The 13,546-nt window shown below is 41.3% G+C and carries 12 protein-coding genes and 1 pseudogene; 4 read left to right on the top strand and 9 right to left on the bottom strand.

What is annotated here, in order from left to right:
* Positions 1–222 precede the first annotated feature (222 nt).
* Positions 223–1,365, top strand: a complete 1,143-nt coding sequence (locus BJP34_RS19090) for a DegT/DnrJ/EryC1/StrS family aminotransferase (protein ID WP_070393706.1) — start codon at positions 223–225, stop codon at positions 1,363–1,365.
* Between the two features lie 232 nt (positions 1,366–1,597).
* Here the strand turns inward: BJP34_RS19090 and BJP34_RS19095 are convergent, their stop codons facing one another.
* The 8 genes and pseudogenes from BJP34_RS19095 to BJP34_RS19125 all read right to left on the bottom strand — a co-directional run bounded on the left by BJP34_RS19095 (position 1,598) and on the right by BJP34_RS19125 (position 9,930).
* Positions 1,598–2,260 (bottom strand): FkbM family methyltransferase, encoded by a 663-nt coding sequence (locus tag BJP34_RS19095; protein WP_083305257.1) that lies wholly within the window; start codon positions 2,258–2,260, stop codon positions 1,598–1,600.
* Positions 2,261–2,602: 342 nt separating this feature from the next.
* Positions 2,603–3,475: a restriction endonuclease gene (locus tag BJP34_RS46575; protein WP_070393707.1), complete on the bottom strand. Its 873-nt coding sequence runs from the start codon at positions 3,473–3,475 to the stop codon at positions 2,603–2,605.
* A 299-nt stretch (positions 3,476–3,774) separates the two neighbouring features.
* A complete protein-coding gene (locus tag BJP34_RS43720) occupies positions 3,775–3,948 on the bottom strand; it encodes a hypothetical protein (RefSeq protein WP_158517308.1) in 174 nt (57 codons plus the stop codon).
* 93 nt (positions 3,949–4,041) lie between these two features.
* On the bottom strand, positions 4,042–4,899 hold the full coding sequence (locus BJP34_RS37205; RefSeq protein ID WP_083305258.1) for a restriction endonuclease: 858 nt from the start codon (positions 4,897–4,899) through the stop codon (positions 4,042–4,044).
* Positions 4,900–5,151: 252 nt separating this feature from the next.
* Positions 5,152–5,481 (bottom strand): hypothetical protein, encoded by a 330-nt coding sequence (locus tag BJP34_RS19110; protein WP_070393708.1) that lies wholly within the window; start codon positions 5,479–5,481, stop codon positions 5,152–5,154.
* Between the two features lie 375 nt (positions 5,482–5,856).
* Positions 5,857–8,487: a S8 family serine peptidase gene (locus tag BJP34_RS40210; protein ID WP_070393709.1), complete on the bottom strand. Its 2,631-nt coding sequence runs from the start codon at positions 8,485–8,487 to the stop codon at positions 5,857–5,859.
* Positions 8,473–9,635 (bottom strand): annotated as a pseudogene (locus BJP34_RS19120) (IS4 family transposase); the annotation flags it as partial. The gene BJP34_RS40210 and the pseudogene BJP34_RS19120, both read right to left, overlap by 15 nt.
* Positions 9,636–9,708: 73 nt before the next feature.
* Entirely contained in the window at positions 9,709–9,930 is a 222-nt protein-coding gene (locus tag BJP34_RS19125; protein WP_070393710.1) for a hypothetical protein, read from the bottom strand.
* Between the two features lie 258 nt (positions 9,931–10,188).
* On the opposite strand from BJP34_RS19125, the gene BJP34_RS19130 reads away from it, so the two are divergent.
* The 3 genes from BJP34_RS19130 to BJP34_RS19140 are packed head-to-tail and all read left to right on the top strand — an operon-like array spanning position 10,189 to position 11,119.
* On the top strand, positions 10,189–10,413 hold the full coding sequence (locus BJP34_RS19130; protein WP_070393711.1) for a DUF433 domain-containing protein: 225 nt from the start codon (positions 10,189–10,191) through the stop codon (positions 10,411–10,413).
* A gap of 59 nt (positions 10,414–10,472) precedes the next feature.
* Positions 10,473–10,745, top strand: a complete 273-nt coding sequence (locus tag BJP34_RS19135; RefSeq protein WP_070393712.1) for a hypothetical protein — start codon at positions 10,473–10,475, stop codon at positions 10,743–10,745.
* On the top strand, positions 10,742–11,119 hold the full coding sequence (locus BJP34_RS19140; protein WP_070393713.1) for a clan AA aspartic protease: 378 nt from the start codon (positions 10,742–10,744) through the stop codon (positions 11,117–11,119). The genes BJP34_RS19135 and BJP34_RS19140 overlap by 4 nt, the downstream gene beginning before the upstream one ends.
* Positions 11,120–11,306: 187 nt before the next feature.
* Here BJP34_RS19140 and BJP34_RS19145 read toward each other — a convergent pair whose 3' ends face one another.
* Positions 11,307–13,499 (bottom strand): GumC family protein, encoded by a 2,193-nt coding sequence (locus BJP34_RS19145; RefSeq protein WP_070393714.1) that lies wholly within the window; start codon positions 13,497–13,499, stop codon positions 11,307–11,309.
* Positions 13,500–13,546: the final 47 nt, after the last annotated feature.

Here is a 13,546-nt window from a genome sequence, read left to right on the forward strand (position 1 = left end):
TGCTAAAAGGGAACAGGGAACAGGGAACAGGGAACAGGGAACAGGGAAAAAATATTGTGAACCTCATAGTTATGAACAAACCTGTAGTTATTAAGCAACTTCAGCTAATGAATATTTCCACCTTAAACATTTAACATTTAAAAAAAACTCCCTTAAACCTTTCCCCTTAAACATTCTAAATTCTAAATTCTACATTCTGCATTCTACATTCATCATTTTCCTATGAATAAACCAATTCTTTTGTCTACACCCCACATGGGTGATCAGGAACTGGAATTTGTTAAAGAAGCCTTTGAAACAAATTGGATTGCACCAGTGGGTCCCCATGTGGATGCCTTTGAGCAAGAATTTTGCCAAGTTGTAGGTACTCCCCACGCGGCTGCTGTTAGTTCTGGCACAGCAGCCTTGCATCTAGCGCTACGGCTAGTTGGGGTTAAATCAGGGGATGAAGTCTTTTGCTCTACCCTTACCTTTATCGCTACTGCTAGCGCAATTACTTATTTGGGAGCTAAGCCAGTCTTCATCGACTGCGATCGCACTAGCTGGAATATGGATCCCGACTTACTGCGGCAAGCTCTGGATTGGCGGGCTCGACTGGGTAAATTACCTAAAGCCTTGGTTTTGGTTCATCTGTATGGTCAAAGTGCTGATATTGATCCGATTTTAGAGGTTTGCGATCGCTACGAGATTCCCGTGATTGAAGACGCTGCTGAAGCCTTAGGTGCCACCTACAAAGGTCGCTCTCCGGGAACCTTTGGGGAAATTGGTATTTACTCCTTCAATGGCAATAAAATTATTACTACCTCTGGTGGGGGCATGTTGGTTTCAAACCATCCTGATTTTGTCAGCAAAGCTCGTTTTCTGGCAACCCAAGCCCGAGACCCAGCCCCCCATTACCAGCACTCACACATTGGCTACAACTATCGCCTCAGCAATATTTTAGCTGGAGTTGGTCGTGGTCAATTGCGGGTTTTGAATCAAAGAGTAGCAGCCAGACGGCGTAACTTCGAGATTTACCAGGAAGCCTTGGCAGAGCTGCCAGGAATAAAATTTATGCCAGAAGCCCCCTATGGACGAGCCACGCGCTGGTTAACTTGCCTCACCATTAACCCTGATGCCTTTGGAGCAGATCGAGAGCAGGTTCGCCTGGCTTTGGCTGCAAAGCAAATTGAAACCCGTCCTGTATGGAAACCATTACATTTGCAGCCTGTATTTGCTGAGTGTCACTCTATTGGTGGTGCGATCGCAGAAGATTTATTTGAGCATGGTCTTTGCCTACCTTCTGGCTCCAATCTCACCACTGAAGACCTAGAGCGGGTGATTGAAGGGATTAAGGCAACCTCTCGTTGTCCAGTACACAACTAATATCAAGTCTGGTTGAATACCCATAATTAATCGAGAGTGTGGGGAGGGTGGGAAGTGTGGGGAGATGGGGAGATGGGGGAGATTTTTATTAAGCGATGCAGCGCGGTCTTGGGGGTTTCCCCCATGAGCGACTGCATCAAGACAGGGTAATTATCCTGACATGATATAACCTTTTTATTTTAATTGTGAACATACTCCCTACTCCCTACTCCCTGTTCCCTATTTCCCTTTGCTATAGATTCCCTTTGAGATAAAACGCATCTCCCCAGGTTTCCCCTTCCCAATTCGTTTCAACTCGTTTAAAATCAAATTCTCCTAAAAATTCGTCTAATTGCTCCACTCTGGCACAATTTTCGTATAATTCCTCTCGATTAACCTCAGTAATAATATAATCAATGGTTTTTAACGTTTCCTGGCTGCCTTTAAAAACTTCTAGTTCATATCCTTGTACATCAATGACTATAAAATTATAATTTTCTTTATCCTCTAAGATATCATCAAGTCTGACCATATCCACAATTTCTTCACTATCAAAAACAATTTGAGGATATTGTTCTAAATGTTTATTTGGTTTTAAAATAGACGATGACATTCCCTTATTCGCCCTTTCCACATACATTTTTATTTTCTTGTTATCGTTGCCTAAGGCTTTCTGAAACAATCTAGTATTACTAGTAGTATTTCCAACATGACCTTGAAGGATTTCAAAATTATGGGAGAGGGGTTCAAAGAAAACTAAGTTAGGTATCTGATAGTTTTGATAAATCTCATATTCCTGTCCATAATGAGCGCCAATATGAATGATTCCCTGAATTTTTAGCTGATACTTATGAAAAATATTCTCAAAATCTAGGGACAGATTTTTAGCGCCTGCTGGTCCAATATTACCAAACATTTTCACTACTAAAGCCTAAGGATATGGAATGTGTCACCGGATTTTTGGTCATCGGTAATCGGTAACAGGTAATCGTTAACTACCAATTAGCAATTACCCATTACCAATCACCCGATCAGAGATTAACTCGCGACTCACGGAACAATTATACCTTATAGCAATTCTTAGCGATCGCTTCACTTCCCAAGCTGATTCAACCGTCCCTTGTTGATGCAGTCGCTTATAAAAAAACCTTGTTTACTTGCTGAACTGCTCCCCATGCTTGTTGACAATGTCTTTTCCATATATAGTGTTTTTTAATTCCATAAACACTATATATAATAGTAATAAAATTAGATGAATTTACCCTGCACTATATACTTTTTTAAATACTTTTTTCAAATCATCCCTATCCCAAAGCTCAATTTTATTACTAGCTGCTAGTTCTTTGGCATTTTCTGTAAACTTACTATTAGTGATAACTAGTCCCAGGTTCGCCTGATAATAGCCAATTGCCCCTGTTACTTCCTGAACGGCCTTAATCCCTACGCTACCTTGTTGTCTCTTGGCTTGAACAACAGCCTTTATCTCCCCTTTTGTAATTACCAGATCCGCTCCATAATCCGCAGTTGCTGGAGTGCGCTTCACTTGGTAGCCCAGTTGCTTAAATAATTTATACAGAAATTCTTCAAACTCCCTCCCCGTCATTTTATCAATTGCATCTAACTGTTCATCAATATCCTGTTTCGATGCACGGCTATCCTCAACCGAAGATTTACCATTCTTAACTTCTGGTTTAACTGGTTTAAGTTTGCGTTTCAAATTACCTTTATATTTATTTTTACCTATATTATCAAAAGATGATGACTTCGATGCACGCCTATCCTCAACGGAAGATTTACCATTATTCACTTCTTCTTTGAGTTTGCGTTTCAAATCACGAGAAACCATTAACCGTTCAATCTCTTTACACAGAGATGCTTTAGATTCTCCTTCTTGTTGGCGCTGTTTATATATTCCAACCAGTAACGCTTCAAGTCCGAATTTCGATAAGCCATCAGCAGCTATTCCCACCACCCCAAGAAAAGCAATGCCTCCGATCATTCCGAATGGACCTAACATTGCCAAAGCCGCTGTGATTGCCGCTGCTCCAGTGAATCCCGTTGTTGCCATAGCAATCAGAAGTATCACACCAGGTAAGCCTAGTGCAGCCACCTTTCTAACCACTTCATCCATCTCACTATTCCTCAATATGTTTAGTTTAGAGAATTGCTCTAATTTTCACCAGTATTCCCTCCAAATTGAGTAACGACATCAGTGGAAATAACAGTGGAAACCCATCTTATTTTGAAATACCTAAGAGACTGTTTGTTAAACTTTGCTTAAATCAGCCACGTAGGGTGGGTTAGGTGACAAGTAGTTTAAAAGCTCACCTGTTAACAGAGCTGTCCCCCGTAACCCACCAATATTCAGAGAGTAATCGCTGTCTTAATATTTACTTTATAAACAGTCTATACTTCGTAAGTATTCAGCATTCAGCATTCAGCATTTAGACCAATTAAAGTAGGGTGGGCAAAGTAATATAATCTAGAATACTCAAAACAAGGAAACTGTGTCTTCATGCAGTCGCTCATGGGGGAAACCCCCAAGACCGTAATGGTGCGTTTTCCGTAGGCGAATTTAATTCGCCACGGGTCGCACCTCTGCATCGCTTTTTGCTCACCCTACAAGCTGCTATCAGCTTAAGCTCCTACAATTAAACAGCAGGTGTTTTTTTCCAATCAACTATATTCAGAAGGCTTTTACTTATATAATTTTTTAATTATTTTTTTAAAATCATCCCTATCAACAAGCCCAATTTGATTACTAGCTGCCAGATTTTTTGCAGGTTCTGTAAACTTACTATTAGTGATAACTATTCCCAGGTTCGCCTGATAATAGCCAATTGCCCCGGTTACTTCCTGAACGGCCTTAATCCCTACGCTACCTTGTTTTCTCTTGGCTTTAACAACAGCCTTTATATCCCCTTTTTTAATTACCATATCGGCTCCATAATCCCCACTTGCCTTAGTGCTACTCACTTGGTAGCCCAGTTGCTTAAATAATTTAGCCAGATATTTTTCAAACTCCCTCCCCGTCATTTGATCAATTGCATCTAACTGTTCATCAATATCCTGTTTCGATTTACGCCTATACTTAATCGAAGATTTACCATTATTAACTTCTGCTTTGAGTTTGCGTTTTAAATCACCTTTATATTTTTTTTTACCTATCTTATCAAAAGATGATGACTTCGATGCCCGCCTATCATCAACCGAAGATTTACCATTATTAACTTCTGCTTTAAGTTTACGTTTCAAATCATGAGAAACCATTAAGCCTTTAATCTCTTTACACAAAGATGCTTTAGATTCTCCTTCTTCTTGGCGCTGTTTATATATTCCAACCAGTAACGCTTCAAGTCCGAATTTCGATAAGCCATCAGCAGCTATTCCCACCACCCCAAGAAAACCAATGCCTCCGATCATTCCAAATGGACCTAACATTGCCAAAGCTGCTGTGATCGCCGCTGCTCCAGTTAACCCCGTTGTTGCCATAGTAATCAGAAGTATCACACCAGGTAAGCCTAGTGCAGCCACCTTTCTAACCACTTCATCCATATCACTATTCCTCAATATGTTTAGCTTAGAGAATTGCTCTAATTTTCACCAGTATTCCCTCCAAACTGAGTAACGACATCAGTGGAAATAACAGTGGAAACCCATCTTATTTTGAAATACCTAAGAGACTGTTTGTTAAACTTTGCTTAAATCAGCCACGTAGGGTGGGTTAGGTGACAAGTAGTTTAAAAGCTCACCTGTTAACAGAGCTGTCCCCCGTAACCCACCAATAATATTTACTTTATAAACAGTCTATAATTCTTCTTTGAGTTTGCGTTTCAAATCAGCAGAAATAATTAAGCCTTCAATCTCTTTACAGAGGGATCTTTTAGATTCTCCTTCTTCTTGGCGCTGTTTATATATTCCAACCAGTAACGCTTCAAGTCCGAATTTCGATAAGCTATCAGCAAATATTCCCACAACCCCAAGAGAAGCAATGCCTCCGATCATTCCGAATGGACCTAACATTGCCAAAGCCGCTGTGATTGCCGCTGCTCCAGTGAATCCCGTTGTTGCCATAGCAATCAGAAGTATCACACCAGGTAAGCCTAGTGCAGCCACCTTTCTAACCACTTCATCCATCTCATTATTCCTCAATATGTTTAGTTTAGAGAATTGCTCTAATTTTCATCAGTATTCCCTCCAAACTGAATAACGAAATCAGTGGAAATAGGGAATTATTGAATCAACGACGAAGCAAGCTAATAACAGGTTTACACCAACCACTTTACGCTGTCTACTTATGGTTAGCGTGAATCTTGCCTCGCGTCCTACTGTAAACTACAGTCAAGGAATCAGGATTCCGGAAAATACTGACGCGCGAATCAATGCCCTTGTGTTCTTAATCCCTATGGCGCTTAGGCCAGAGGCAAGGAAGCCCCGTCTTTCGGTAAGTATTCAAAGAACTCCACAAAGTAAATGCAGTCTAACCAATCACTACATCTTTACCACTTTTGTTTACAAGAAAATAAAATTATCGCTGTCAAGAGCACTCCCCTGAACTCCCCTCAGGACAGCCAACTCTTGACCTAAAGTACTGATTGAAACATCATCCTGATTTTGAGCGATCGCAATATCTTCAAAGGTGACCCCTAAACCGCTAATCACCAGTACATCAACATCCAACTCAAAATCAGTAATGGTGTTAGCAGTGCTGGGAAAAGCCGCAGCCGCAATCCAAAACTGATCTGCATCATCACCGCCAGTTAGCAAATTATCACCATTGCCAGCAAACAAGATATCGTTACCCTGTTGACCAAACAATAGGTCGTTGGTGCCAGCAATCAAAATATCACCATTGTCACCACCATCAAGTCGATTATTTCCCCTACCCACTGAAGCATTAAGAATATCGAAGCCAGCTTCACCAAAGAGTCGATCGTTAGTACTAGCAAACAGTTCATCGTCCCCTTCGCCACCATACAGTTGATTGCCACCAGAGGTTGCAGAGGTATCGACTAAATCATTACCAGCACCAGCAAAGACAATCACTGGACTCTCAAAAATAGTCAGCTGATCATCCTCAGGAGTGCCAAAGATCGGATTTGCTATAGCTGGAGAAACTCGTTGATTACCAAAGTCAATACTATTGACAATCTCACCAGGGTCGAGTTCAATGGTGTAAGTGCCAGAGCCACCAGGAAAGGTTTGCTTCCAGCCTGGTAAGAGCACTTCAGCAACAGTGTAGGTATCTGGTTTGAGGTCAGTGAAGCTATAGTTCCCTTCAGCATCGGTTTTTGTGAAGGTTTCACCAGTATCAAGTTTACCATTCTGGTTCTGGTCAAGGTAAATCGTCCAGTCTTCCAAACCAGGTTCATCAGGCTCCCGCACACCATTGCCATTTAAGTCGTTCCACTTGATGCCAGAAATCGAGCCGTTTGTTGCTGTATCCACTAACTCCTGAATCGCCAAGTCTGCCTGAATTAATCCGAAGCCAGTACCATTATCAAATCCTTCATCAAACCCAGGAGTAAATGGGTCATCCATATCGAGAGCTGTACGCTCTAGAGTGTCGTAAATCACCTCAGGAGTTGTTCCTGGAACAGCGTCAAGCATCAAAGCCGCCACTGCTGCCCCATGGGGAGCTGCAGCGGAAGTACCAAAGAAGTTCGGAAAGCCGTCTCCTTCAACATCCCGTCCTGGAAACGGAGGAAAGAAAGTCGTGTTAGTGCCATCAGGAGCAACAATTTCAGGCTTCTGTCGAATTTCAGGAGTTGCCAGACGATTGCCAGCCGGATCAAATAGGATCGGTGTAGTTCCAGCAGAAGAGAAACTTTCTAACACTGCTGGGTCAGTACCAAACGCTGGTGTATTTTGATAAAACGCGGCTCCCACTGCTTCAGCACCAGCAGCATTAGCATGACCATATACCGTTGAGCTGTTAGTAGCATACTCAATATTATCCGCCTGCCTAAACTCAACATACTTGATCCGAGTGGGGTCTGGACCACCCTCCGGTTCAAATTTGCCAATCGCTAAGTGGAAATTAGCCGTTGCTCCTGTAGTGTTTTGGAAGAACAACAGCTCGACTGCATCCCGGCCTACATTAAAATCTACAGCGGATTCTAGCACTTTAGCATTCAAGTCGTCACTCTCAAAGACGAAGATATCTAAGTCATTACTGGAACCAACTCCTCCTGCGGAGGCAAATGGCTGATCCCACTGAAAGGACAGTAAGATACTCTCCCCATCGTCTAAAGTGAACTGTTGGAAAATATCTACACCGTCGGATGGGTCAAAATCATGGAATCGATAGCCCCTATTGGCCGTGTCGTCCAAACCGAGCCGAAAATCGCTTTCGTAGGAATCGCGGCTATTATTACCAGCGGAAGAGAAATAAGAAACACCCTCAGCTACTACCGTATCTATTGCTTGAGCAATAATCCCATCTTGGAACATTGGCTCAGCCAAATAAATAACGTCATCCACAATTACATCAGCACCAGCGACATTTGCTAAGTCAACAATGCCATTAGCAAAACTCGCTTGACCCAGAAATGCGGTATGAAAAGCTAAGTCAGCACCGGGAGCCACATCATGAATCAGTTGCAGCATGCCACGACCTTCATCAGTGTTGGAGGGGGAGAGGTCGTCTAGCAGCACATTCACGGTCGCCGTATTACCAAAGGGATTACCAATACCAGGAAGGTCGCCACTAGCGATATCATCAGATTCTCCTCCTAGAGCATTATAGCTGTCAGACAATACTCCGACAGTAACCCCACTGCCATCCACACCAAATCGGGTACGAGCAGCTTCAGCATTCATGGCTGCATCCCCTTGAGTGGTGGTTAGCCCGACATTGGTGATGGGACGATAGGCTGGTTTGGCAAACTGTAAGCTCTCTAAACTAGCCATCTCGTCAAGGGCTTGAATCGGTAGCACACCGGAAACTACCGAACCATAGATTGAGCCTTGCTGTAACCCTAACTCTTCTAGATCCTTTAATAGGGTAGTTGTATCTTGAACTGCCACTGCATCAATCACCACAAAACTGTTGCTTACTTGCAACAATTGGTTGTTGGATTGGAAGGGCAAGAAGGTAGTTTTTTCCAAGTAACCCTTGTGTTCTTCCTGGGGGGGCGACATGAGAGCTAAAAAGTAGACTGTATAAGCTTCATAGCTCTCATACCTCGTAAATAATTATCGAGCTTATGACGACTTAAACGCATCAAAGCATAAACTAATTCCCAACATTTATCCATAAAATGAATCCATTTTTGAGCATACATTCCAATATAAAAACTGCTATGTCTTTTAGTTAATCGCCCATATTCTTTGACTCTCGCTACATAGTCCTGAACTCCTTTTTTATTAATTATTTCTCCTTTAATTGTGGCAATAAAGTAAGCAAAAGAGATTATAATAAGTAAAGATATAAAGCGTTTACCGACAACATTACTGCCTTCCATATTATATCCACCGCTTTTATAATCTCGGAACATTTCCTCAATATCAAAACGTTTTTTATAAGCTGATATTGCCTCAGACAATTCGCTCATATTTGTTAGGATAAACCAACCTTCTTGGCTTACTGACTTTCGATAACTTTTCTTCCATTTACAGGCAATACTAAATCCTGATACTTGTTTAGTTTTTGTGACTTTAACCTTTTCAAAAAATAACGAAATTCCTGGTTTTAATCCCGAGTTTTTCAGGGAAATCCACCCCTGATTTTTTAATTCAATTTGCTCATTTTTTTTAAGTCTTAAACAAAACTTAAACCCTTGTTTGTCTAGCCATTCAGCCAATTTAACTGAACAAAACTCTCGGTCTCCCAAAATAACAACATGATAGCTATCAAATAGCCCTATAATAGTTGATAGTATTTGTTTTTGCTCTAAAAAATTACTTGAACCAAGTTTTGAAAGAAGTTCAAAATAAATTGGGATTGCTCGGTTTTTATAAATTATACTAACCACCAATAAATTTTTGTTATTCCAATTAGTCCTATCGATGGCTAAATAGATTTTTTTGTGTTTATCAAATTTTTGAGTGAGCCATTCTCTAACAAGTGGAAACCACATTTTTTTTATTTGAAATATTGGTAATGAAAAAAATCTCTGTAACTTTTTACGCCTTGAGTTACATTTAATAGGCAAAGGTAAAGATTCAGCAATTTTTTCGAGTTTAACATCCTTGATATCTTGTACAATGATTACTACAAGGTAAAAAAACAATAATTGAGATTCGGAAAGGAGATTTTTTAAATGTTTTTGATATAATTCTGGTAGCATTTTGAATTGATAGGTCGTCTTGACAATTTCTGACCTATCTTTTTTTACCATAATTCGCTCAATTTAATATATATCAAGGGTTACGGGGCGCTTGTCGCCCCCCCAGGTGTTCTTCATAGAGTAAGGTCAGATGCCCACCGACTCTTTTGAACATTGGATTGCTTTTTTTGGTAGAACTAACCCCACTCTCTAGTAGCCCCGAATCCATAGCAGATGAACGTTCGTCACTGAAGTCACCTTTAAGATTAACTGTTTCTTCACCCCAAGAGTTTTCAGCCATCATGTTTTCAGCCATAATAAATAATTATCCTGCTCTGATTACTCAGTAATCTTGAGCAGAAAATTTGAGATTAATTATTTATTAATTATCTAGGGATAATCGTTAATGGTAAATCGTAAATTCTACTCAGATTAATTATTTAGTAATGATAAAAAATCGTAAATTCTACTTAGATTAATTATTTAGTAATGAGATAAAATCCTCTTAAATAAGTTCGGAGCAGTTAGCGGTAGGCTAAAATTAGAGGAACTCCTACTATACGGAATAACCGACATGAAAACCGCAGCCCGTGTTATTCAATGCGACCCTGACATCTTGGGAGGAACCCCTGTTTTTGTTGGAACTCGTGTGCCAATGAAAACTTTGCTCGATTATCTCGAAGCAGGGGATCCACTCGACGAATTCTTAGAGCATTTTCCCAGTGTTAGGCGCGAGCAAGCGATCGCAGCCCTGGAATTGGCAAAGGAAATGCTGACAGCCTATGCGAATCCTGCTTGATGAGTGCGCCCCACGACCAAGTTAAAATAGAGGGGTAAAGCTCAAACAAGATCATTCCAATGACAGTCCAACAACCCCGATACAGCAAAGAAGAATTTGCTCGACGTGGTGATGAAATCTACGAAACTCAGGTGCGTCCAAAGGTCGAAGCAGGGAATCACGGCAAGATTGTCGCCATTGATATTGAAACAGGCAATTTTGAGATTGACGCAAGGGAAATAGCCGCTTGCGATCGCCTCGAAGCCCGTCACCCAGATGCTCAAATCTGGATAGTCCGGATTGGTTCGCGCTATGTTCGTCGGTTCGGTGGACGTGGAAAAAGAACGGGATGATTAGAGGAAATGTTAATGCAGACTTTGAACCCATTATTCCCATTTCAATTTATGGCTTGAATGGTAAAATTTACACTCAAGCGGCAATCATAGATACAGGCTTTAATGGTTGGCTGTCACTGTCTCCAGATTTGATTACTCAGTTAAATTTGAGATGGAAAAGGCGAGGACGCGCTCTTCTTGGCGATGGTAGTGAATGTATTTTTAATGTGTATGAGGCAGTTATCTTATGGGACGGATTATCTCTAAAAATTCCCATCGATGAAGCTGATTCAGAACCACTTGTTGGAATGTCATTGATGGCAGGCTATCAACTCATGATTCAAGTCTTTGAAGGAGGCAACGTAGAACTCCACAAAGTTAATGCAGTCTAACTAATCACTACATCTTTCGCACTATCTCCCGTTCTTTATAATTATCTATTAATTATCTAGGGATGATGGTCAATAGTAAATCGTTAATTCTACTTAGATTCAGTATCTAGGAATAAGGGTAAATTGTCCTCCCTACTCCCTACTCCCTACTCCCTGCTCCCTGTTCCCTTTGCTATATATGATCTAATTACTCATAACTAGCAACATCAAGTATTCTATTAAGAGCAACGCTTTCATCTGAAATGTATTCCTGAGAAAAATAGTAATAACTGTTAGGCTCATTATCAGGAATCACGCCATTAACGACTAAGCCTAGAACAGTCTGACCAGACTGCTCCAAAAGCCCCTTGGCGAAAGCAGCACTACCGGAATCTACCACTCCAGGTCGGGAAACTAACAGCACACCATCGGTCATTTTTCCTAAGATAGGAGCATCAGCAGCAACGTTTAAAGAAGGGGTATCAATAATCACAAAGTCGTAACGACTAGCAACATGGTTAATTAATGAAGCCATGCGCTCGGAATCCAGAAGCACTGCGGGATTAGGAGGTACTACTCCAGAAGTCAGGACATCCAGAGTCTCGCTCACTGGTTTAATGGCATCCCCCAATTTAACCTGATTAACAAGCATATTGCTTAAGCCCACTTCATTGGACAAATCCCAGATTCGATGTTGCACAGGCTTATGGAGATCAGCATCAATTAGCAATACCTTACTTCCTCGCTGAGCAATCACTGCTGCTAAATTAGCAGACACCGTTGACTTACCTTCTTGAGGTAAGGAACTAGTCACAGTCACCGCCTTGAGGGCTTTATCTGAACTCAAAAACTTGAGATTTGCTTGCAGCATCCGATAGGATTCACTGATGGGAGACCGAGGCGTATTCCGAACAATAACTTGGGGCGTAAATGGATCTAAAACTTCTTGTGATGGATTTAATACTTGAGATTTATTAAAGTGGGGAATCACACCCAGTAAGGTAAACTTAAATAATTGCTTAACGTCTTTAATGGTTTTCAGGGATTTATCTCTTGTTTCTAAAATATAAATAATTGCTGCGGTGGCCAACAGTCCCTGAAAGCAAGCAGCAATATAGGCTATCTTAGCAGACGATATCGGAATCATCGGCACCTGAGCCCCTGCAATAATCCGGGCATTACCCATGTTTTGATTTTCCGCTACCTGAATTTCTCCAAGCTTATTTAGCAACAGAGAATAGGTGGATTGGGACACATCAAGTTGCCGTTCTAACTCCCGCTGCTGTTGTTCCAATCTAGGGAGATCGTTAAGTCTTTTTCGGTAAGCGGTTTGGGCATTGACTAAGGCTTTAGTCTGATTAGCCAAACCTAAGCGAGCTGCTTCTAATTCTACTAGCTCTTTAGTCAGTTCTTGTTGTAAATCGCCCAGTTGAAAAAGCTGGCTATGAGGTTTCGGCTTAGCATTAGAAACTTGTTTGACTCGCTGGTTTAGGATACCTTTTAGGCTAGCTACCTTACTTTCTAAGTTAGCAATTGTGGGATGGGTGGGTTGGAAACGGTTACGCTCAAGGGCTAGTTCGACTTCCACTTGGCGCAATTCTTGGAGTGCCTCCTGCACCTCAGGAGACTGCTTGAGAGCCGTTAGAGCGATCGCTTGCTTGGAGTTCATGCCCAATCGTGTTTGGAGCGATTCGTACTGGGCATTGACATCAGCCATTTTAGACTGATTTTGAGCAATTTCCTTTTGCAAATCGGTCAGCACCTCGATAGCTGAGCGAGCTTCTGCGTCTAAAGAGATCACTTGATTCTCTTGTTTGAACTGACGCAAAGCTGCTTCTGTTTTACTAACAGTAGCTTCTGCTTGAGGTAACTGTTTCTCAATAAACTTCCGAGCAGCTACAGCTTCAGCCCGTTGAAAATCTAAGTGATTTTCTAAATAAATACTCATTAGTTGATTAACAACTGCTGCTGCTTCTTTAGGGTCTTGAGATTGGTAAGACACTTCTAGAAGATCAGTTTTCCGGATATTGGTAACACTGACATTGTGTAAAAAGTCTTTAGTTGCTAAAGGTTTCCCCTGATTATCTGTAAGATTTAGTGCGGTGATTGTCTTTTGAGCCAGAGGCTCAGACATCATGATGTTGGCTTCTGTATCTAGAGGATTACTTTGGTCTACCAGAGGTTGTAAGATACCGATTTCTTTACCTACTTCGGTGACTGAAGACGTCGTATTAAGCCGCTTAAATAACAGCAATCCTTGGGCTACATATACCGGTTTTTGGAATGATGCCACCAGAGACATAATCACAGAAACTGATACAAAAATACCGGAAGCTGGTAGCCAACGTCGCTTCAGGATCCACCAATATTGTTCAAACCTTGAGGATTCAGGAGAGTCCATAAATAGCTCAAGAAAAAATTGTTTAAGTACCTGATGCTTATTTAGGG

Source organism: Moorena producens PAL-8-15-08-1 (assembly GCF_001767235.1).
Lineage (GTDB): Bacteria > Cyanobacteriota > Cyanobacteriia > Cyanobacteriales > Coleofasciculaceae > Moorena > Moorena producens_A.